Here is a 22,815-nt window from a genome sequence, read left to right as displayed (position 1 = left end):
AATAGATCTTTGGAATCTATTCTTGGAAACCATTTGAGATATGATCTTTAAATCTATTATACATGTAAGAAATAACCAATAATAAAACTCCCAGTGCTATAAATACGATGGTCTTTGAAATGGTAGATAGATGGCTGATATCGTAAAAGAACAATTTGATTAACGTTATTGAAAAAACCGCCATTGCAAATATTCTCAAGTGTTCTTTTTTATGGATGATGCCGTAGAAAATTAGACCCATTGAAGAAATACCCCATAAGATGCTAAGCCCTAGTTTGTAAGAATTTTCAAAGCCGGAAAGGTCTAACCACTGGATTAACTCTGAACTCAATAGAAAAATTATGGTGAAACTTATAAAGAGATCCAGAAAGAGGGTGGAGGTGGTTTTCTTAAACTGCTTTTGCACCAGTTCCTTAAGGTTTAAAACTCCCCAGGCTCCAAAAGCTATTAACACATATCGGTTTAGGATATTTACAATCCCCTGTTCAAATCCTCCTGCATCTTGTGCTCCGCTGTAAATATATAATCGACGAAGTGACTTCACTTCGTCAAAGAAGGCAAAGAAGAATAATATCAAGCATAATCCTAGGAAAAAGAGAGTTACTCTTTCAGCCCTTTTATTATTAAACCAACGATTATTTACCCAATTACCGATTGCTAGAAAGGCGAAGTTGAAATTTAATAGCCATAAGGATCTGAAGTAGGAATGGGAAGGGTTGTACGTACTGCTTGTAAACTCTGAACCTACATTTTGAAGTGCTACTTTTGACTCCCAAAAAGTAAATATCCTGGATATTTCAAATCGTAAGTCCAGATAAAGAGTACCAATTAGTATAACCGGAATACAGATACCTATTAATGAAGTCCATAATCTGCCGGATTCCAGCACTGTATTTTCACGGTTCTGATTAATGATAATTTGTATACCAATAAAAGCAGCCCAGAAAATTAGGAAGGTGATAAAAAGAGAGTTAAAAAAAGGAAGCGTACTTGTAGGAGGGGAATCGATTAACTGAAACTCAATCCAGTACCACATAAGGGAACCTGTACTTAGAAAAATCACAGGGTATGCTAATGCTTCATACACCTTCATTCCCTTAACTCTTCCTAACCAAATTAACAACAAAGCCTCCAGGCTCCACGCCATGGTTACCCATTCATCCGAAAGCTGGATTGGAACGGCAAGTGTGAGAAATACAAGTACAAGTCCGTTAATAAAACTCAACAAAGAAGCAGATGGAAGATCAAATCTCTTGACAATTTGCCCGGCAACGAAATGTATTAAGGCTAGACTTACCGCAAATAAACCCTGAAAATGTTCGAGATTTGAATCCAATGTTACATAGCCAACACCGAAGAAAAGGAAACTATTAAGAAGGAGGCTGGATATATCAACAGAAGAAAAATCTTCCTTACTACGAATCTTATAGGCTACATTTGATAGGTAGAAAATCAGAAAGTATAACCCTGAAAATATTAGGCTTAAGGTAATATCCGTCTCTGCTGAAAAACCATTGTTGAACCAAAACAAAAAGATCGACCAGGTAAATAGGAAGGCTGAGTAGTACAATAACCGCCAATACCTTTGTAAAGCCACCAAAAGAACCCCAAGATTAATAAGTAAGACATAGCTGAATAACACAAGGGTACTTCCGGTTTCATCTCCTAATAAGAATGGAACAGCATAGCCTCCCACTAATCCAAGTACTGAAATCCATTCTCTGTTGTAACCAAGAGCTATTCCTACAGTTATTGCCGTAATAATAACCAGCAAAATAAAGGTCAAAAGTTCAGGTATTAGGGCATAAAAACTGTACGCAGTAAAGGTGATAAGGTAAATGGATGCCATTGCACCCCCCGTTAGTACCGCGCTATAATTTAGATATTTATTCTTTAGCCGGTAAGCAACCCCTAATAAACCAAAGCTAAATATATATCCCAGAATGATACGTGCAATGGGGCTAATGAGATCATTTTCAATCACGTAATTCGTTCCGATACCTACGCCAATTACTGTTATAATAATCCCAATCTTATTGATGATATTTTCACCAATCAGTCTTTCAATAGATAACCTGTTTACCGATGGTTTTTCCAATGAATCTATGAATTGATTCTTAGAGGGAATCATAGATTCAGCTTCTCTTTCCATAGATTCTAGTCCTGCTGATTCCGTCGAATAGCTTGGTATTTCCGTTAATTCCTGTTCACTTATGTTCTCTTGATCTATAGATACAGTTTCGGCTTCGGGTGAAGGGAGCTCAGTTTTTCCTGTATTGAATTTCTCTTTTAGTTTGAGAGCTCTTATTTCAGATCTGAGCAGAAGTACTTCTTTCCGCATTTCATCTTGTCTGTTAAGAAAACCTTCAAGCTTTTTTTGAAGTTGATCCAGTCTGTCATTTTTCTCGCTCATCCAACATCAACTATAAATTAATATTTCTATACTTATCGATCACTAATCCTTTTGCTTCATAATGTTAAGTAACAGCTCTTAAAAACCTGGCTTAAGATTAATCAAAATGAGTTCATATTGAAACTGTAATAAGAGTTATATCTACTGAATGTTTATCAGGTAGCTATTATGTTAAAGCTCTTCATTTGTGAGGAGCTCGCAATGAAGCAATCGTAAGCCTATGAGCAATCATTTTGAGATTGCTTCGCTACGCTTGCAAATGAAGGGGGGTTCTATTTTCCGTTATCCAGGAATCACTAATCTCAGGCGATTCTTCTTTCTAAAGGAGTATCCAGTACTAAGTTATAGATTGTTCTCTCACCTTAATACTCCAGTTGAATATAAACTCAGCTACCACATCTCCAGATTCATCGGTGCCCGTGCTGGTTAGTTCAAATACAGAAGGAGTACCAGATTCGATAGTTTTTTGAACCTCATCTTCAATCTTTTTCCCTTCGTTACAAGTAAATATGATTTTCCCTTTCGCTTTTTTATTAAATACGGCTTCGTTATTAATTACCAGCATAGAGATATTCTTCCCTGTAGCTTCAATCTTATCCAATAGCATAACTCCACCTGCAAACTCTGCGGCCATGCCTTCTACGGCCCAAAATATACTCCCAAATGGATTTTGATTTAGGAAGTCATGCTCCAAAAAAACTTTAAAAGTTTCACCATCATAACTTTCAAAACGTACCCCGGCAATCCAGGCGATTGGGATCTGGGTTCTTAATATGTGTTCGAAGGATTCAGCATTCATGGTATTGTATAAATGACATTAAATTATCAAACATAGTTCACATTTTCTGTTCACTTAGAGTACCTCAGCGTTTTTGTTATTCGTTAATGGTTATTTGTTATTGGTAAACAACCATTAACAAATAACCATTGTGTAATAATTTATTGCATTCATACAATCCGCTCATAGGCTTGTAGTGTTTGCAGTTTTCCGATGGCAAGATGAGCTTTCCATTCTTTCTCTGCAACTTTCCAGGCTTCTGGATCATCCTGCTCCCATGACCAATCAAGAGCCCAGATTCCATCCTCCAGCTGTTGGTCAATATCATAATCCAGATTTTGTTGAATTAATTCAGGATCAATAACCGAGACTATAGGTGAATCTGGTGTTGGTGCCATATTTAAAGGGGAAACACTCATCATTGTCCATTTCTCAGGATTCTTTTCAACTTTACCTGGTATTACTTTTCTCAGTTTATTCAGGATTTCATTTCGGTGGTTTTCGGGGAGGTTCTTTGTACCCATCAACCCTAAATAACTCCATAGATCAAATATCCAACCGAGTTTTTCATCCGGTGTAGTAAGCAGAGTAGTCATGACATTCTTAGTAATCTTTTCAGCGAATCCATCTGGTATAAGTTCAGAATAGTGCCAAAAATGTCCAGCTAGTCCGGCGCGCATGTTGATGAAAAAGCTATCAAACTCCTTTTCAATGATTTCATCCCAATGCCCGGCATGAGGGGAATTAAGTGCTTCACTAGGAATGATTGGCCAAATCGATCTCTCTTTAATGTAGGAGTTGAGCAGGTATTCTATTGCTTTAGCAACAATTGCTTCTTTTGAAGAGGCTCCAATTTTTCGTAAAAGGAATAGGCCTTGAGAAGTAGTATAGACAGTAGATAGCGGTGATCGTAAATCGGGTTCAAGTGCATTTCCAAATCCTCCATCTTCATTTTGGAATTTTTCTAAAGCCTCAATAACAGAGTCCTTGTTTCCATGCTCGAAATGGAATTCAAATAACCGCTGGTCAAGAATTCGGCCTTTGCTAAAGATGAAAGATTTAGCTCTTTGAAAAGACTCTGGTGATAGTTTTTTCACGTGATTCGATTTAGTAAATCATATTCAGCGATTCGGCTAGTTTTCATTTTTACATTTTGCTACAAGGGTATCAGTTAATCTTTCTAGTTCTCTCGAGTATTTAAATTCACCCCATTTTTTTAAACTATCTTTTGAACTAATCAAATATTCCCTGAATGAATAATTAATTCCGGCATTTGGATTCGGATTGTATTTTGTTCCTCCTCCCCCCAACCAAATTCCGACAATACTCTCGTTAGGCTTATTATTTGAATCTTCCCAAAACATATGATTGGCTAGAAATGGGATTTCACTTTTATTTCTGTCATTGGCAATTTTGAAATAACGATTGTTAATATATCCGCTTTTGAGATTTCCTTTGTAAAGTAAAACTCCGTTTTCTGGAATTAGTAATTGTTCTCGATTATCAATGATATCGATTTCCTGTCCACAAGGCATATTTGAAACTACGATCACTTTTCCTTCAAAGTTCTCTGGAAATATTAAATCAAGTTTCTGGGCAGTTGCTGTTCCAATTATTCCCAGTAAATAGAAAAACAAATGGGTGAATGGATACCAAAGTATCATTGGTGCAAAGATCCATATCAATTTTGTCTTTAACTTACTGTTGGAAAAAAGAAGTATAACAATGCCAATTATATATAAAGGAATTCCGAAAATGAGTAGATACGGGTTTATGGAGATCAAGAAGGATGCAATTATAATTCCTATTCCAATCTTTGTTTTCATTACAAAATTTTCTCAATAGAGCTTGGATCAACTTTCAGTCTTTCTAGAATAAATCGGGCAAATTGCTGATTCGACTTTTTGTATTTGTCGAAATCATCCATTAGCCCTGAAACATAAAGCCGTTCATTTACTGTCATACCAACAATTCCATTCAATTCTGGTCTTTCAAGTGCTCGCATGATTTTTTGTTGAAGTTCTCTCCATTCTTGCCGTCTTCTAATTCGAGTAATGATTTCCGAGTCCTTATCTCCATGGATGTCTCTCATTCTATAATCAGCCTTGGATAGGTTTTCAGGATTTATAGATTCGTTAATGCTCAGATTGAATAATGCTTGCCCAAATCGAAGCTCAGGATTTCGATTTAGTTCTTTTTCAATTGCTATCAATATTATTCTGTGCTCTTCAGTCATTATCTAATATATTATGACACCTGTTAGGTAAAGTATTTACTAGGGTTCGATCTGTACTTTTTTCGTATTTCTTCTGATGCATTTTCTATCCAATCTTTCAAGTCACCCCATTCCGATAAGGTTAGTCTGCTTAAATGAGGTAAAATGAGTTTGATGTTATCAGTCACTATTGGAAGGTTTTTTTGATAAACTGTTTCACCCCTTCCGAAAAAAATAGGTGCTTGTTCAATTTGGAAATATCGAAAAGCCCAATTGATATTACAGAGGTCATTTTTATACATAGATTCATCATAATTCTCCGCCAAGTTGATAGTTATTCCTGAGCCATGTCCGCACTTGTCATATACTTTTATAGAAAGCTTATCATCATAGAGAATATCAAGAGCTCCATTTTCAGGTTTAGTTTTAGACTGAGCATATTTGAAATTATAATCTTTTAGTAATTCCAAAAAAGTTGAATCAATTTTCTCATTAAAACTAGCCATATTCATTTTAAGCTTTATTAGTCTTTATTGTACATAACAAGATGTCAAAATAAACTTAGTCGAACTTCAATTTATTCTACGCCATAGAATCTTAAGAATAAAGTAAATAAGTAAGGCTATTTAATGAACTAATAGTTCATCATATCCTTATCGCCATAAGAAAACGACCTTAGCAGAATATCTTTTCTTTGTATCTTTGCATTAATGAGCAGCACCAAGTCTTCCACAATTCCTCTTTCAGAAAAAGTAGCCAATCTGCCACTGTCTCCCGGAGTCTATATTTATAGAGATAAGGGTGGGAGTGTACTGTATGTGGGCAAAGCAAAAAAGCTTAGAAATCGGGTTCGTTCTTATTTTCAGGATTCCCGTCCTACTGATGGGCGGATTAAAACCATGGTTTCCAAGATCGTTGATCTGGAAGTGGTTGTCACTGATTCTGAGGCAGAAGCACTTATTCTTGAGAACAATTTTATTAAGCAGTATCAGCCCCGGTATAACATCATGTATCGGGATGATAAGTCCTATCCATATATCTGTATTACAAATGATGCAAAGCCAAGGGTATATCCAACGCGGACAATCATAAAAGACGGAAGCAAATATTACGGTCCTTATGATAGTGTAACCACCATGAAGCGAATGCTGGATACAATCCGAAAGGCATTCGACTTGTGCACTTGTGCGGTATCTGTAAAAAATATTGATAAGACCAGAGGTGTTCCTAAATGGCATTCCTGTTTTGATGATTACCTGCAAAATTGTTCAGGAGATTGGGAAGAAGAGCGATACAAGGATTCCATAAAAAAAGTAGAGCGCTTATTGAATGGTCAGACTGAAGCATTGATCAGAGACATTAAAGAGGAGATGCAGATAGCATCTGATGCTATGGCATTTGAAGAAGCTGCAAAATTAAGAGATAGCCTACAGGCTGTGACTCGGTATAGCCAGAAAATGAAAATGGTAGCCGATAAAAAGGTAGACAGGGATGTATTTGCGTTGGCAGTAGACCCTGAACTAGGCGAAGCTTGTGGAGTACTCTTCAAAGTAAGAGAGGGCAAGATGATAGGGAAGTTCCACCGTTTCCTTAAAAATATTGATGGACTTACTATAGGTGATATGCTTCAGTCTTTTGTTGAGGATTATTATACCGGGCAATACACAGCAGCCATTCCCGATGAGGTTTATCTAAGCCACACATTAACTGACGATGAACCTCTAATTGATTACTTGTATCAGGAAAGAGGGAAGAAAGTACCGGTTCATGTACCTCAAATTGGGGAAAAGGCTCAACTAATTAAGATGGCTACTTCGAACTCGCGCCTTCATCTTAATGAAAGAAAATTGGAGAAGGAAAAAGCAGAAAGGGATCGGATACCGCATGCTGTTAAAGAGCTTAAGGAGCATCTTAAGCTTAAACGTTTGCCAAGAAGAATCGAATGTTTTGATAACTCAAATTTTCAAGGGACTGATGCCGTGGCATCCATGGTTAGTTTTGTAGACGCAAAACCTCGAAAGAGTGAGTATAAAAGATTCAATATCAAAACAGTGCAAGGACCTGATGACTTTGCTTCAATGAAAGAGATTCTAACCCGGCGCTACTCTGCAGTAATGAAAGACGGATTACAAATCCCTGATCTGATTGTTGTTGATGGTGGCAAAGGGCAGTTGAGCTCGGCTGTTGAGGCTTTGAAAGAGATCGGCTTCTACGGAGAATGTGAAATCATTGGTTTGGCAAAGCGACTAGAAGAAGTATTTGTTCCAAATCGGTCGGAAGCATATATGATTCCTAAAACATCAACCGCATTAAAATTGTTACAACAAGCAAGAGATGAGGCTCATCGTTTTGCTATTACTTTTCACAGAAAAAAGAGAGCCAAGAGAACATTCGTTACTGAGCTTACCGAGATAGAAGGGGTGGGAGAAAAAACCTCTCAATTATTACTTAAAGAGCTAGGTTCTGTTCAGGAAATCAAGAAGGCGGATAAAGAAAAACTAACAGAGCTTGTCGGGAAAAAGCTCGGAGATAAAATCTACAACTACTTTAGGGGTTGAATCGTCTGCTTGTGTAGTATGATGTGAGGACTAACATCATCATGTGATATGTAGCATGGGTCTCACATTGTAAAATGAGCGAAGCCAAAAAGCTTTGCTCTTCATACTAACTAAAGAAAGCATTGATTTGAGGTATAATCGTTCTTTGTTAAAGATTGTTTAGTCGAACTGTTACAGGTTTTGATTCGGTTATCTTGAACAAAGAGCCTAACCCAAATTAAAGGGTGAACATTATGGAACTAATTAAAAGACATACAGGCAAACAAAACTATTCAAGCTTAAAAGACCAGGAATTGGTTAAGCTTTTCCGAAGAAAAGCAGATGAAGCTGCTTTTAATGAATTAATGAATCGCCACCAGGCTAAAGTATACTCCTATATATATAGCATGGTAACAAATACTGAAACAGCTAACGATATTTTTCAGGAAACCTTTACCAAAGTAGTTACCAAAATGGATGATACTTACAACGAACAAGGTAAATGGATCGCATGGGTAATGCGAATTGCTCATAATGCAACAATTGATCATATTAGAAAACAAAAACGTTTTATCGACGTTAACTCTTGGTACGACGAAGAAGATTCTAAGGCAGATTACTTTGATCGACTAGAAGATGAAAGTGTTGTGGATGCGGATAACCAGATGGTGGACAAAGAAATGAAAGCCAGCCTGATGAAACATATTTCCAAACTACCTGAGGAACAAAGATCCGTTGTACTTTTGAGGCATTATTATGAAATGCCCTTTAAAGAAATCGCAGAATTAACTAATGTATCAATAAATACGGCACTAGGCCGAATGAGATATGCGTTAATAAATCTTCGAAAGTACTTTGAAGAGGAAAGACAACTAGAGCTTAAACATGCAAAAAACTGAAAGTGTTTGTATTCGATATCTGATGAGGGAAATGGATCCCTCAGAGGAGATCGAATTCGAGCGGGAGATGATGGAAGATGAAAACCTTTTGATTGAGGTAGAAAGTCTTCGCAAAACTTATCAAAAACTTGGCAAGTTGCCGCTTAAAGAACCACCAGCCCATTTAGTAGATAAAATAGTAAGCGAAGCTGCGCAGGTTCAGCAAGAGATGCTAAATCGTTCTAAGAAATGGACGTTTTATTTGTCTCGTTCGGTAGCAGCAGCGGCTGTATTGATCCTTATGGTTTCTTCAGGAGTTTACTTTTTCGGTGGGACTGATTCAGATATACCTGGAGTCTCACCTACTATAGTAAACGGAGTTGAAGAAGTTGAGCCTTGGGTCGATCGTAGTAATATGATTCACTTTGCAGGAACTTCAATCCAGCAGGATAATCCTGAACCAATTCAGCAAGAGGTGGAGGATAGCTATTCCAAGCTCAAGCTGGTAAATGAACAAACCGGATTCGAGTCCTCAAATAGGACGATAATCCTCACGAGTTCATCGAATTAGGTATTAAAAGCCCCTCATATTAAAATGTGAGGGGCTTTTTTTGTGGATAACTTTTGGCCTAGGTGTTAATAAGTTTTTTTGTAACCAAGAGAGGCTCGCTTTATATTGGATTTTTGTAAAAAAATAGTCATTTCATAAAGCGAGATAATCATTAATGGGTAAAGTTATTGCCATTGCTAATCAAAAAGGTGGGGTTGGAAAAACCACCACGGCAATTAACCTGGCAGCTAGCTTGGCTGCGATTGAACATGCAACTCTGGTGATCGATATCGATCCACAAAGTAATACTACCAGTGGATTAGGAATTGATGCGAAAACGGTTACAAACTCGATTTATGAGATTATGATCGGTAGTACCGAAGTAAGTGATTCTATCAGACAGACAGAACTCGATTTTCTTGATCTGATTCCAGCGCATATCAACCTGGTAGGTGCGGAAATTGAAATGATTGATCGAGAAGAAAGGGAACGTATTCTTAAGCGGGCAATAGCTGATGTAAGGGAGCGCTATGATTTTGTTATCATTGATTGCCCACCCTCTCTTGGCTTATTAACAATAAACGCATTAACAGCATCAGATTCGATTGTAATACCTGTTCAGTGTGAATATTTCGCTCTTGAAGGCTTGGGTCAGTTACTAAATACGATCAAGATTGTAAGACAGCATCTAAATCCGGAATTGGATATAGAAGGTGTACTTCTGACTATGTACGACACACGTACCAGACTTTCAAACCAGGTAGCTGAGGAAGTGAAACGATATTTTGATGATAGAGTATTTAGGTCTGTGATTTCGCGAAATGTTCGATTGGCTGAGGCTCCTAGTTTTGGAAAACCAGCACTGTTATATGATTCGACTAGCGTTGGCGCCAAGAATTATCTATCTCTTGCTCGAGAAATTATCAAGAAAAATAAAAAGCTGTTCAAGAACAGCCCTGTTCTAAATTAAATTTGCATGGCGAGTAAAAAAGTACTCGGTAGAGGTTTAGGCGCTTTTTTCCCTGAATATGAAGCGGAAGGGAAAAAAGAGGGATCAACTCCTAAAAAAGTGAAGCAAGGAGTTGAAAAAAACCTTACCACACTTGAAGAACGAATTAATATTGTTCTTGATGTGCCTGTAGATCATATCAGAGCAAATCCTCATCAGCCAAGAAAAGAGTTTGATGAAGAGCGTCTGGATGAACTTTCCGATTCCATAAAAAAACATGGGCTAATTCAGCCGATAACTGTTAGATATATTGGGGAAAAACGATTTGAGCTAATTAGCGGTGAGCGAAGGCTTAGGGCAGCTAAGTTGGCTGGTTTGGAAGATATTCCCGCCTACGTAAGGGAAGCAGATGATGAGCAAAGTATGGCCTTTGCTTTGGTTGAAAATATTCAACGAGAGGAGTTGAATCCGTTGGAAGTAGCATTTGCATATAAACGGTTATTGGAAGAATTCAGCTATACCCAGGCCGAAGTAGCTGAGAAAGTTGGGAAAAACAGAACCACTGTTACCAATATGTTGCGGTTATTGAATCTCCCTGATTTTATTCAGGCTTCGTTAGTGTTAAACCAAATAACTACTGGTCATGCCAGAGCACTAATCACTATAGATGATGTTCAAGTTCAACAAAAGCTACTTTCCAGAATAATAAAGCAAGGGTGGTCGGTTCGTCAGGTAGAGGATGCAGTCAGGAATTTAAGCGCACCCACGAAAAAGAAGAAACCTACCAAACCTGCTAATGATCCTCTCTATGATGAAATTTCTGCCAGGTTGAGACGTACTTTTAGCACAAAAGTGAAAATCAAACCTAAGGCAAAGGGTGGTGAAATCAACATCGAGTATTATTCAGAAGACGACCTCGAACGAATCCTGGCTATTTTTGACTCCATTTAAGAGCTTCCTAATAGTGTTATTTTTCTTATTCCCATCGGCTACGATGGCACAAGAGATTTCTTCCAACCTTTCTTTTCTTCCAAATTCAATAACCATCGTTCAGGATGAGGTTGTTGATGTATATCCAGATCCAAAAAGTGTATTGCGGAAATCACTCATTGTACCAGGGTGGGGACAGATTACAAACAAACAAGCTTGGAAGGTTCCTATTGTTTACGGTCTTTTAGGTGGGCTGACTTATTACAGTATTAGTCTTACCAAAGATTACCATGATTATAGAGCTGCTTTTTATAATCTGTCGAATGATGATTTTAGATTTGGTCAAACTCCTGCTTATTTAGATGGCATCACTTCTCAAAGTTTAAAATCTCAACGGAATTTTTTAAGGAACAGAAGGGATTTTATATATGTGACTATTGCATTGGCTTATGCGCTGAATGCCATAGATGCTTATGTATTTGCCCATTTAAGATCATTTGATGTTTCAGATGACTTATCACTTAGACCTGAAATGAAGCCCGATATAATTTTGACTTCTACAGATCAACCTATTCCTGCATTATCCTTATCGATCTCATTCTAATACAACTATGGAAAAAAGTAGCTTTAAGAAAATTCCTGAGAACTACAGAGGTGAATCTGCAAATGATTTATGGAGTATATTCAAAATCATGGGAGAGTTTGTTGAAGGATATGACAAGCTTTTTAAGATTGGTCCATGTGTAACTATATTTGGTTCTGCGAGGACTAAGCCCGAAGACAAATACTATAAGCTTTCATCAGAATTTGCATCTAAGCTGGTAGAGAAAGGCTTTGGAGTTATAACAGGTGGTGGCCCTGGTATTATGGAAGGTGCTAATAAAGGAGCTCATGAAAGTGAAGGGAAATCTGTTGGAGTGGGTATCATTGTACCTCATGAGCAAGGTATTAATGACTACGTTGATTCCGAATATGCAATCTATTTCAATTATTTTTTTGTGAGAAAGGTCATGTTCGTGAAGTATTCACAAGCCCTGGTTGTATTTCCGGGAGGCTTTGGAACATTAGATGAATTATTTGAAAGCCTCACATTAATTCAAACAAAAAAAATCTCAAAGATACCCGTGGTTTTATTTGGCAAGGAGTATTGGTCAGGGCTAATTGACTGGATTTCTGACACAATGAAATCATGGGGAACAATTTCTGAAAACGATACGGATCTTTTTTTCGTTACAGATAGTTGTGAAGAAGGGGTAGATCACATTTGTGATTATTACCAAAAACATGAGCCTATGCCTAATTTCCATTACTAGTCAGGGAGATTAGCATCGCATGAATGGACTAGATAACAATAATTTTAAATTTTAATGAGTTAAAGGTTTTAATTAAAAAAGCATTTTTTATTAAATTGCTTACTTATCCGAACTGAATAAAATAAAACAATTATGAAGGATTTAAAGAGACTACTATTAATCACTGTTTTTACTTTGGGTTCAATTGCTGTACAAGCCCAAGACAATTCTGAAGCGATCACTGCTTATAATGAAGCTTTAGAATTAGCTCAAGCTAAAGATTTTCAAGCTGCAATTGACAAATACAAAGAAGCAATTACTATTGCTGATGGTTTGGGTGCAGATGGAAATGATATTAAGCAACGTTCAGAAAAAGCTATCCCAAGACTGTATTTCTCTAAAGCAGTAGCTGCTTATAATGTATTTAAAGGTTCACCAAGTATTCCAAGTCTTGACGCTGCTGTAGCGGAATTTGATGAAGCCCGAACTGTAGGTGATGATTCAGGAGATACTGAAATCAGAGATAGAGCTCGTGGAGTTCTGGCTCAATTACATTATCAAAAAGCAACAATGCTTTTCAAAAGAGAAGATTTTGCTGGTGCTGATGAAGCCCTAAACAAAGCAATCGAGACCAATGCTAACTATGCCAAAGCATACTACCAGAAAGGTCTTGTTCACAAGAAAACTAACGCAAATGATCTTGAAGGAATTATTTCCTGGTTCGATCGCGCTATTGCTGTAGGTGAGCAAGTAAACGATGGTGGAGTAGTTAGACAAGCTACTGAATCTGCACATGCAGAATTACTTTTCAGAGGTTCTAAAGCAATTGAGCAGGGTCAAAATACCAGCGCTATTGACATGCTTACGAGATCACTAGATTATAATAGCTCCTCTGCAGATTCTTATTACCGATTATCGGAAGCTTCAAACAAGCTAGGTAACCGGGACAACGCGATTTCTTATGCGAGCCAGGCTCTAAATTTTGAGCAAGGTGGTAACACTGATAAAGCTAAAATTTATTTTGAATTAGGAGTGGCTTATCAAGCAAAGAATGATAAAGGTCAGGCTTGTGATGCTTTGAAGAGCGCTTCTTATGGATCTTTTAAAGCTCCAGCTGAGCATAAAATGGAATTTGAATTGAAGTGTGAAAGCGCTAGATAATTGAAATTCTAATAAGAATTTAAGCCCTCAATTTTCTTGAGGGCTTTTTTTATGCGCAAAATTCTCCTAAAATTTGCGGTATTTTGCTCAATAAAAAATGCCTATCTTCCAACACCAAAAAACTAACTAAAAATCTTCTCTTCTTATGTCCAATTCCAGTCTTGGTCAACTCTGTGCAGACACAATAAGAACACTTTCGATGGATGGGGTACAAAAAGCAAATTCAGGTCATCCAGGTATGCCAATGGGAATGGCCGATGTGGCCTACGTACTTTGGACCAAATTCCTGAAACATAACCCAAAAAATCCAAATTGGGCTGACCGTGATCGATTTATACTTTCTGCTGGCCATGGCTCAATGTTGATTTATAGTTTACTTCATCTTACTGGGTATGATGTAAGTATGGATGATTTAAAAGATTTTAGACAAACAAGGAGTAAGACGCCTGGGCACCCGGAATACGGCATGACTCCCGGAGTAGAAACAACTACAGGTCCGCTAGGCCAGGGCTTTGCAACTGGTGTAGGCATGGCGATGGCTGAACGGTTTTTAGCGTCCAGGTTTAATACTGTATCTCATACTTTAGTAGATCATTATACATACGCAATTGTGAGCGATGGAGATCTGATGGAGGGTATTTCGCACGAAGCGGCTTCTTTTGCTGGTCACCAACAGTTGGGAAAATTGATCTATTTATATGACTCAAATTCTATTTCTATTGATGGTTCAACCGATCTTGCTTTCACAGAAGATGTTGCCAAACGATTTGAAGCATATAACTGGCATGTGCTAAAAATTGATGGCCATAATCACAATGAGATTGAAACTGCAATTAAGGAAGCTCAGTCTACCGAGCAACCGAGTTTGATTGTTTGTACAACCCACATCGGTTATGGGAGTCCAAATAAACAGGATACGGCAGGTTCGCATGGTTCTCCGTTAGGAGAAGATGAAATTAAACTCACTAAAGAAGGTTACGGATGGGATCCAGAAAAATCATTCTTCGTTCCTGAAAAGGCACTAGAGGTTTTTAGAAATGAGATTGAGAAAGGCGGAGAAGCGGAAGCTTCATGGAATAAACTATTTGAGGAATACTCAACTGATAATTCGGAAAAAGCTTCTCAATTTACACAATGGATAAATGGGGAGATTTCTGATGAATTGGAGAATGCCCTTCCTGTTTTTGAAGCTGATTCAAAAGGAATGGCTACTAGAGCTTCTTCAGGCAAAGTCCTTAATGCAATTAAAGATACAGTTCCTAACATGTTAGGAGGGTCTGCTGATTTAGAGGGAAGTGTAAAAACTAAACTTGATGGTGAAGGTATATTTAGCTCAGAAAATCACGGTGGCCGAAATACTCATTATGGTGTCCGGGAACATGGAATGGCAGCGGCATTAAACGGAATGGCTTTACACGGAGGTGTAATCCCTTTTGGAGGTACTTTCTTTGTGTTTACTGATTATTGTCGTCCTTCTATTCGATTAGCTGCACTTATGAAGGTTCCATCCATTTTTGTGATGACGCATGACAGTATCGGGTTAGGAGAAGATGGACCTACTCATCAACCCGTTGAACACCTGGCAAGTTTAAGAGCTATGCCAAATGTGTTAGTACTTCGTCCTGGTGACGCTAATGAGGTTGCTTACTCCTGGAAAAAGGCCATCGAACATAAAACCGGTCCTTCAGTACTTGTGCTTACAAGGCAAGGAATTCCAACTTACGATCGTAATGAAAAGAATCCTGCTTCGATGGTAGAAAAAGGAGGATATATTTTTGCTGATTCAGAAAAAGAGACTCCTGATGTTATCCTTATTGGAACTGGCTCAGAATTACACCTAGCAGTTAATGCAAAAGAAACCTTAAAAGAAAAAGGTATCGATGCTCGAGTAGTGAGTATGCCTTCCTGGGAATTATTCGATCAACAAAGTGCTGAATATCAGGAGCAAGTATTACCTTCTTCAGTGACTAATCGAGTATCAATAGAAGCGGGGACTACGTTTGGATGGTCAAAATATGTTGGTCCAGCAGGTAAATCAGTTGGTATTGATACTTTTGGTGAATCGGGACCCGCAGGAGAATTGTACCAGCACTTTGGGATTACTTCAGAAGAGATGGTTAAAGCTGTACTAAGCTAGCTCATCTCTTTTGCTTCTTCAATTAGCTTTGGGGTATTTACATTTTCAGGACGGTGAATGCACGTAAAGGTGATATCATCAGCAGGCTGAGTGGTGCCTATAAAAGCTTCGAGTGAAGACTGAATTTTTTGTACAACTGTTTTAGCGTGAAGCGAACCGTAGATTTCCATTAATGATTCGATACGCTCTTCTCCGTATTCCTCGCTACGTTCATTGCGGGCTTCATTTAATCCATCAGTATAAAGAAGCACAGAATCTCCCGGTTTAAAATGGAATCGTTTTACCTCTAAATGCTGACTGAGCATATTTGTAGAAGTCATACCAAGCGCAAATCCATTGGCCTTTAGGTTAAACGTAGCATCACGTTCGCGACTATAATAAACGGGAATATTATGTCCGGCACGGACGTACTCAAATTCTTCTTTGTCATTTGGAAAGAAAGCCACACAACCGGTAACAAAGGTTTTATCCTTACTATTGCTCTTGACGAAATCGTTCAGCTGCAAGAAAAGGTCCTTTGGAGATGGACGCTCTTTTTGTACCAGAAGGTTTACTAAGGCCTGCATCCTTACCATATATAAAGCTGCACTCAATCCTTTTCCCGAAACATCAGCAATTACAACGTAAGTACCCGATTCGGTATCAATAACATCCAGATAATCACCACCAACTTCTTTTGCTGTATGAGCAAAAGAATAAACTTCCAGGTTATCCTTATTTAAAGAAGTGCCGGGAAGTAAGCTTAGCTGGATGTCTCTGGCTAAATCAATTTCTTTTTGTACATCCGATTTCTCCAGTAATTCTACAAGTAAGAGTAGGAACATGGAAGAGAAAGCAAGAGGTAACATCAAAGGGGTAAAGAATACAAACTCAGAAAGCCCGAAAAAGCTGAGTATGTAATGTCCAACAAAACTTACTGAACCAACCCCGAAAGCAAGTCGTCGTGTTGGATTAAGGCGTTGAGTCAAATCCGAAAACAGCCTCATAAATTTTATATGACCAGGGAGCTGTTGTCCCTGCTGACGTTCCATATCCTCAACGGCTTCTTTGTAGAGAAGTTTGAGACGTTCCGAATCAGCGGTGAGTTCTTTGGAGATACGCTCCCGGCTCATACCTGATACGTATTCCTGATAGAATTTTTTGGTTCCGTAACCCGACTGTGCTTCGTTCTTTAAACTCAATGTGTACTGACTCAGTTAATTGAATGGGGGCAGTGTTCGTAATAATAGGCAAAAAGTTTTGCAATTGGGAAAGCTTTTAAGCCCAAAGTTGCTTCATTTTGATCTGTTAATGTCCATCAAATCTATTAGCTTCACTTGAAAATTCACTCAGTCTATGTCCAAAAAACTTCTCTTTCTACTGGATGGTATGGCACTGGCTTACCGTGCTCATTTTGCATTCATAAATGCAAATCTTAAAAACAGTAAAGGGATTCCTACAGGTCCTGTACTTGGTTTTGCTAATACATTAGAGAAGATGTTGGATGAGCAAAAACCTACTCATATTGCAGTGGCTTGGGATACCCATGCTCCAACTTTTAGGCATATTAAGGACGAATCTTATAAGGCTCAGCGACCTCCTCAACCTGAGGAACTAACGATTGGTATTCCCCTTATTAAGGAGATGTTGGAGGCCTGGGGAATAAAGAATATTGAACAAGATGGATTTGAAGCCGACGATATCATAGGTACTATTGCTTCGAACGCGAATGCAGATGATGTAGATGTGATGCTAGTTACCCCTGATAAAGACTTTATGCAGTTGGTTCATGACCATATTAAAATGATGAAGCCAAATAATAAAGATGGGGGATTCGATATTGTCGATAGAGAAGGGGTGAAAGAGTATTTCGGGGTATATCCAGAGAAAGTTATCGATGTGTTAGCCATTCTTGGAGATACCGTTGATAATATACCTGGCGTTCCGGGAATTGGGAAAAAGGGAGCTCCGGCCTTAATTGAACGATTTGGATCATTGGAAGAATGTATTGTTCAGGCTGATGCCATAACGGCCAAACGTCAACGTGAGGGGCTGCAAGAATTCGCTGATCAGGCAATGCATGCCAAGTTTATGGTTACTATTAAAACCGATGTGCCAGATACCGCTGATTGGGAGCAGCTGGTATGGAGTTCTTTTGAAAAAAAGGATCTCGGACTATTCTTCAAAAAGATGGAGTTTAGAACCTTAACCAGAAAGTATTTAGGAGAGCAGGGGCCAGTAGCTGAAAAGTCAGGTGACCAAGTAGATCTGTTTGGTTCAATTGGAGAGCAGGAAGAGCTGAAAAAGCTGGATACTGAGAATAATAACTATGAGCTTGTAAATTCCATAGATCGGGTTAAGGAACTCGTCAAAGAATTAGAGAAGGCAAAGGTTCTTTGTTTTGATAGTGAGACTGATTCTCCGGATCCAATTTCTGCTGGTATGGTGGGGCTTTCATTCTCCTTAAATCCCGGAACTGGATACTATATCCCGGTTAATGTTGCAGGAGGTCTAAATGAGAAAGAAGTATTAGAGTTAGTAAGGCCATTATTTGAAAATGAAGACTCGCTGAAGGTTGCCCATAATTATAAATTCGATTATACCATTCTGTCCAGGCATGGTATAAGTATACACGGTAGACCTTTTGATACCATGGTTGCTGCTTATCTGGTAGATGCGAGCCAGAAAATCAAAATGGATGAGCTTTCAAAAAAGTACCTGGGTTATGAACCAGTACCAATTGTTGATTTGATAGGGACAGGAAAAGCTCAGAAGTCGATGGCGGATTTAACTCCTGAGGAAGTTTATCTCTATGCTTGTGAAGATGCAGATATTACTCTCCAACTTTATCAAGTGTTAAGTAAGAAGATGAAAGAAGATGAACTTAACGAGGTATCGGATCAGGTTGATTTCCCACTTATGGAAGTGTTGGGGGATATGGAATTCCAGGGGATTCGATTAGATGAGGATATGCTTGTAAGCTTTTCTGGAGAATTGGAGCAAGACATTCGAAAGCTAGAGGCTGAGATTTACGAAAAAGCAGGGCAGGAGTTCAATATCAATTCTCCTGCTCAGTTAGGAGATATATTATTTGATAAACTCGGATTGCCGGCAGGAAAGAAAACTAAAACCGGGAAATACTCTACCAATGAAGCTGTGCTCACAAAACTTGCAGTTAAATATGAGATTCCAAGCTTGATCCTGGAATACCGCTCTCTGGCTAAGCTTAAATCTACCTATGTAGATGCTCTGCCTTCGATGATAAATGTAGACACTAACCGTGTACATACCGACTTCAATCAAAGCGTAGCAGCGACTGGTAGATTGGCTTCATCCAATCCCAATCTCCAGAACATTCCAATCCGAACAGCAAGAGGAAGGGAAATCCGAAAAGCATTTATTGCCGAGGAAGGATTTAAGATTATGTCAGCTGATTATTCGCAAGTAGAACTTCGGGTAATTGCCCATATCGCCAAAGATGAAGCGATGATCGAAGCCTTCCGGCAAGGAGAGGATATTCATGCTCGCACAGCCAAGGAGATTTTTCATCTAGATTCACTGGATGAAGTGACGCAAGACCACCGGCGCAAAGCTAAGGAAGTAAATTTTGGTATTCCTTATGGATTAAGTGCCTATGGACTTGCCCAAAATCTTGGAATCGAAAATAGTGAGGGTAAGGAGATGATTGATGAGTACTTTAATCGCTTTCCTAATATCCAGAACTATATTACAGAGACCCAAGTATTTGCAAAAGAGCATGGGTATGTAAAAACTCTGCTTGGCAGAAGAAGATATATCCCGGATATCAATTCGAGTAACTGGACGAAAAGAGGTTTTGCAGAACGAGTTGCCATCAATATGCCTATTCAAGGAACTGCGGCAGATATTATTAAGCTGGCGATGATTCATATTCATAACTGGCTACAATCCAACAACAAAAAAAGCCGGATGCTTTTACAGGTTCATGATGAATTGATTTTTGAAATCCATGAAAGCGAACTGGACGAGGTGCCAGCTAAAATTGAAGCGTTAATGGAAGGGGCTTTCGCAATGGATGTGCCACTAAAAGTAGAAGCCGGGATTGGAGATAATTGGTTAGAGGCGCATTAGGACTTTAGTCATTCCGAACTTGTTTCGGAATCTTATGAATTAGCTTTGATTTGCTTAATAGGTAACACTCTTTAATGGGCTCTATAAAGATCCTGAATCAAGTTCAGGATGACTTATCCTTGGTTTTTATTGTCATTATCCATCAATTCATCCGTAAAGTGAGCTCTCCGTTTTCCCTTACTAAACTTCTCAGCATTATAGGCAGCGGTTCCGCCTTTTGGGACGGATAGGCTTCTCCATGCATCTCCCTTTTTCATTCTCCCGATGTATACAATCTGACCAATGTGATAGGAATAGTGAGCAAGTTGCCGGTTGATTGCCTCAGGTATTGTGTGCCCCATATTCCGGATGTAAACGAGCTGATCAAAGTGCTCTTCATGGACAGAATTAATGGCAGCAAATAAACACGTCCAGCCTTCATCCCATTTTTCCATCATTTCTCCTCTTGTGGTGATGTCTGCCTCAAACTCGGTGTCGCGGTTTCTCCATTCTTTTTCACCATCAGTAGTGAGGAAGTCCGTCCAACGGGAAAGCATATTTCCCCATAAATGCTTCACGATAATGGCAATGGAATTACTTTCCGGGTTATACTCCCAGAACAGGTCTTCATCTTCTAATTGGTCAAAAGTTCGTTCACCAAGCAACTTGTAGTACTCGAATTGTTTTCGGACGCTTTCAAGGTAGTTCTCAATCATAATCGAGTATACTAAACAGAGGAATGACTGGAAAGTTCCTGTTGTTCAGTAAGCATGATTTCTACAGAATATGATATTGTAGTTATTGGATCTGGAATGGGAGGGATGAGCGCAGCAGCGCTATTATCCAATGCAGGGTATAAGATATTAATCCTGGAAGCAGCACTCCATCCCGGAGGGTGTAGTTCGTCCTATCCGAGAAAGGGGTATATCTTTGAATCAGGAGCGACAACACTAATTGGCTTTGATGAAAATCAGCCGCTTTGGTATTTGGAAAAAGAAACGGGGTTAAAGATCCCACGAAAAGAGTTAAGCCCCTCAATGAGTATTAATTTAGATGGAGAGCGGATCACTCGTTTCAAAAACCGGGAAAAATGGATTGAGGAAGCTATTCGAGTATTTGGAAATCCAGATGGACAAAGAAGATTTTGGGAGCTGGCATTTTCTTTATCTGACATAGTTTGGAGAGTTTCGTTAAAGAACACCTTCTTCCCCCCTAAAAGTATAAGTGATTGGATTAGTCTTTTTACTTCAAATAATCCATTAGATGTTTGGGTACTCAAATATGCATTCAAATCTGTAAATCAATTAGCAGAACACTTAGAGGTAGCAACTCCTAAATTTCTTCGTTTTTTAGATGAGCAACTGATGATTACTGCCCAGGCTAATTCTATGGATACCCCATTTTTGTTCGGGGCTCCGGGACTCACTTACACGAATTATTCCAATTACTACGTTCCAGGAGGATTAATAGAGATGATTTATTCAATTCGTGATTTTGTGGAACAGAAAGGTGGAAAGCTACATACTAAAGAAGCAGTCACTGGAATCGAACAGGAAGGAGAAGAGTATATCGTTAAAACCAAGAAAGGAAATAGTTATAAAGTCCCAATTGTGGTGTCTAATCTTCCAATTTGGAATATGTCTGAACTTAGTTTAGGTGAGGTGAAATCTTATTTCGAAAAAGAATCCCAAGAATATGATAAAGCATGGGGAGCAATTACCCTAGGTATCGTAACTACTGATACCTATCCTCAAAACATGGAGCTGCATCATCAAATTCACCTCTCAAATGAAGAGACAGTTCCATTTACCAACTCAGAATCTGTCTTTGTATCAATGTCTCAAAAAGGTGATGAAAAGAGAGCACCAAATGGAAATCGAACACTTAATGTCTCTTGTCATGCTAATCCTGAGTATTGGTTTTCAATGAATGGAACATATGATTTGAATAAAGAAGAAGTACAAAAGTTTATTCTTCAGTTACTTTCAGAAAGACTTCCGGGTTTTAAGGAATCGGAACTAAAATTAATTCATACAGCTACTCCGGTAACCTGGGAGAATTGGGTATACCGAAAAAAAGGCAGGGTAGGGGGAATCCCTCAAAGCATGGCACGGAGCTTGCTAAAGTGGTCACCGAGCCAAACTCCTTTTCAAGGATTGTATTTGGTTGGCGACACTACCTATCCAGGGCAGGGAATTCCTGGCGTAACTTTAAGTGGTATAAACGTATATTCCCGCATTGTAAAAAATTATTCCTAAACAGTAATTTCTTGGATCAGTTTCAACCTAATACCCGGTTTTCGGTATTCCCACCAGCAGTAAAATACCTTCTTATATGGAATGGTATTTTCTTTTTTGCGACTACAAGTATATATGGTGGATGGACTCCTATAGGAGCAATGTTTTCTAATTTGTTAGTACTCCAACCTGTTGGTGATGGCTTCATGCCTTGGCAGCTTGTTACGTATATGTTTCTCCATGCCGATATGAGCCATATATTCTTTAATCTTTTTGCTCTCTGGATATTTGGCCAATCTCTTGAAAATTTATGGGGTACTAGAAGATTTTTGATGTACTATTTTCTAACAGGTATTGGAGCTGGAATTATACATTTAATTTTTTCCGGAGCGGCTACAATTGGAGCTTCTGGGGCAGTATTTGGAATATTATTGGGTTTTGGTATGATGTTTCCGGATCGCTACATCATACTTTTATTTCCTCCAATTCCGATTAAGGCAAAATATTTTGTTGGAATTTATGGAGTGATTGAGTTGTTCTCAGGATTGTCTCGGGTAGAAAGTGGAGTAGCTCATTTTGCTCACCTGGGTGGTTTGGTGATTGGATTTATCCTTATCAAAATTTGGAAAATTAAAAAACCGATGCATTACTAGGAGTGAAATAGATAAGA

20 protein-coding genes are annotated in these 22,815 nt (G+C 38.6%); 12 read left to right on the top strand and 8 right to left on the bottom strand.

The features are described from left to right. Window positions 1-16: 16 nt before the first annotated feature. The 6 genes from ED557_03245 to ED557_03220 form a co-directional block, all read right to left on the bottom strand. The gene (locus tag ED557_03245; protein ID RNC85804.1) at window positions 17-2,413 is read right to left on the bottom strand and encodes a DUF2339 domain-containing protein; all 2,397 of its coding nucleotides are present in this window, start codon (window positions 2,411-2,413) and stop codon (window positions 17-19) included. Between the two features lie 337 nt (window positions 2,414-2,750). Further along, window positions 2,751-3,212, bottom strand: a complete 462-nt coding sequence (locus ED557_03240; GenBank protein RNC85803.1) for a DUF4442 domain-containing protein — start codon at window positions 3,210-3,212, stop codon at window positions 2,751-2,753. Between the two features lie 149 nt (window positions 3,213-3,361). Further along, a complete protein-coding gene (locus tag ED557_03235; GenBank protein RNC85802.1) occupies window positions 3,362-4,288 on the bottom strand; it encodes a hypothetical protein in 927 nt (308 codons plus the stop codon). Window positions 4,289-4,324: 36 nt separating this feature from the next. Further along, window positions 4,325-5,017 carry a hypothetical protein gene (locus ED557_03230; GenBank protein RNC85801.1) on the bottom strand — a complete coding sequence of 231 codons (693 nt, stop codon included), beginning with the start codon at window positions 5,015-5,017 and terminating at the stop codon, window positions 4,325-4,327. Then, on the bottom strand, window positions 5,017-5,196 hold the full coding sequence (locus ED557_03225) for a hypothetical protein (GenBank protein ID RNC86154.1): 180 nt from the start codon (window positions 5,194-5,196) through the stop codon (window positions 5,017-5,019). The genes ED557_03230 and ED557_03225 overlap by 1 nt, the downstream gene beginning before the upstream one ends. Window positions 5,197-5,450: 254 nt before the next feature. Beyond that, window positions 5,451-5,918, bottom strand: coding sequence for a hypothetical protein (locus ED557_03220; GenBank protein ID RNC85800.1), 468 nt, complete (start codon window positions 5,916-5,918; stop codon window positions 5,451-5,453). A 198-nt stretch (window positions 5,919-6,116) separates the two neighbouring features. Between ED557_03220 and ED557_03215 the strand changes: the two genes are divergently transcribed. The 9 genes from ED557_03215 to tkt all read left to right on the top strand — a co-directional run bounded on the left by ED557_03215 (window position 6,117) and on the right by tkt (window position 15,840). Further along, window positions 6,117-7,964 (top strand): excinuclease ABC subunit C, encoded by a 1,848-nt coding sequence (locus ED557_03215; GenBank protein RNC85799.1) that lies wholly within the window; start codon window positions 6,117-6,119, stop codon window positions 7,962-7,964. A 233-nt stretch (window positions 7,965-8,197) separates the two neighbouring features. Next, complete coding sequence (locus ED557_03210) at window positions 8,198-8,842, top strand: sigma-70 family RNA polymerase sigma factor (protein RNC85798.1); 645 nt, start codon at window positions 8,198-8,200, stop codon at window positions 8,840-8,842. Continuing rightward, a complete protein-coding gene (locus tag ED557_03205; GenBank protein ID RNC85797.1) occupies window positions 8,829-9,392 on the top strand; it encodes a hypothetical protein in 564 nt (187 codons plus the stop codon). The genes ED557_03210 and ED557_03205 overlap by 14 nt, the downstream gene beginning before the upstream one ends. A 154-nt stretch (window positions 9,393-9,546) precedes the next feature. Next, window positions 9,547-10,341, top strand: a complete 795-nt coding sequence (locus ED557_03200; GenBank protein ID RNC85796.1) for a ParA family protein — start codon at window positions 9,547-9,549, stop codon at window positions 10,339-10,341. Window positions 10,342-10,347: 6 nt separating this feature from the next. Then, on the top strand, window positions 10,348-11,271 hold the full coding sequence (locus tag ED557_03195; GenBank protein RNC85795.1) for a ParB/RepB/Spo0J family partition protein: 924 nt from the start codon (window positions 10,348-10,350) through the stop codon (window positions 11,269-11,271). Beyond that, window positions 11,258-11,854, top strand: coding sequence for a hypothetical protein (locus tag ED557_03190; GenBank protein ID RNC85794.1), 597 nt, complete (start codon window positions 11,258-11,260; stop codon window positions 11,852-11,854). The genes ED557_03195 and ED557_03190 overlap by 14 nt, the downstream gene beginning before the upstream one ends. Before the next feature lie 7 nt (window positions 11,855-11,861). Continuing rightward, the gene (locus tag ED557_03185; GenBank protein ID RNC85793.1) at window positions 11,862-12,563 is read left to right on the top strand and encodes a TIGR00730 family Rossman fold protein; all 702 of its coding nucleotides are present in this window, start codon (window positions 11,862-11,864) and stop codon (window positions 12,561-12,563) included. Between the two features lie 132 nt (window positions 12,564-12,695). Beyond that, window positions 12,696-13,703: a hypothetical protein gene (locus ED557_03180; GenBank protein ID RNC85792.1), complete on the top strand. Its 1,008-nt coding sequence runs from the start codon at window positions 12,696-12,698 to the stop codon at window positions 13,701-13,703. 145 nt (window positions 13,704-13,848) lie between these two features. Beyond that, window positions 13,849-15,840 (top strand): transketolase, encoded by a 1,992-nt coding sequence (gene tkt, locus ED557_03175; GenBank protein ID RNC85791.1) that lies wholly within the window; start codon window positions 13,849-13,851, stop codon window positions 15,838-15,840. Here tkt and ED557_03170 read toward each other — a convergent pair. After that, window positions 15,837-17,021, bottom strand: a complete 1,185-nt coding sequence (locus tag ED557_03170) for a serine/threonine-protein phosphatase (GenBank protein RNC85790.1) — start codon at window positions 17,019-17,021, stop codon at window positions 15,837-15,839. The two genes, tkt and ED557_03170, sit on opposite strands and share 4 nt — an antisense overlap. Window positions 17,022-17,175: 154 nt before the next feature. On the opposite strand from ED557_03170, the gene polA reads away from it, so the two are divergent. Next, window positions 17,176-19,929 (top strand): DNA polymerase I, encoded by a 2,754-nt coding sequence (gene polA, locus ED557_03165; protein ID RNC85789.1) that lies wholly within the window; start codon window positions 17,176-17,178, stop codon window positions 19,927-19,929. Between the two features lie 113 nt (window positions 19,930-20,042). Here polA and ED557_03160 read toward each other — a convergent pair whose 3' ends face one another. After that, window positions 20,043-20,624, bottom strand: a complete 582-nt coding sequence (locus ED557_03160) for a DUF1572 domain-containing protein (protein ID RNC85788.1) — start codon at window positions 20,622-20,624, stop codon at window positions 20,043-20,045. 54 nt (window positions 20,625-20,678) lie between these two features. Here ED557_03160 and ED557_03155 point away from each other — a divergent pair, with 54 nt between their 5' ends. After that, window positions 20,679-22,166 carry an FAD-binding protein gene (locus ED557_03155; GenBank protein ID RNC85787.1) on the top strand — a complete coding sequence of 496 codons (1,488 nt, stop codon included), beginning with the start codon at window positions 20,679-20,681 and terminating at the stop codon, window positions 22,164-22,166. A gap of 11 nt (window positions 22,167-22,177) precedes the next feature. Further along, on the top strand, window positions 22,178-22,798 hold the full coding sequence (locus ED557_03150; protein RNC85786.1) for a rhomboid family intramembrane serine protease: 621 nt from the start codon (window positions 22,178-22,180) through the stop codon (window positions 22,796-22,798). The last annotated feature ends 17 nt before the right edge of the window (window positions 22,799-22,815 follow it).

Source organism: Balneola sp. (assembly GCA_003712055.1).
Lineage (GTDB): Bacteria > Bacteroidota > Rhodothermia > Balneolales > Balneolaceae > RHLJ01.
This window is presented reverse-complemented; position numbering and strand designations above follow the sequence as displayed.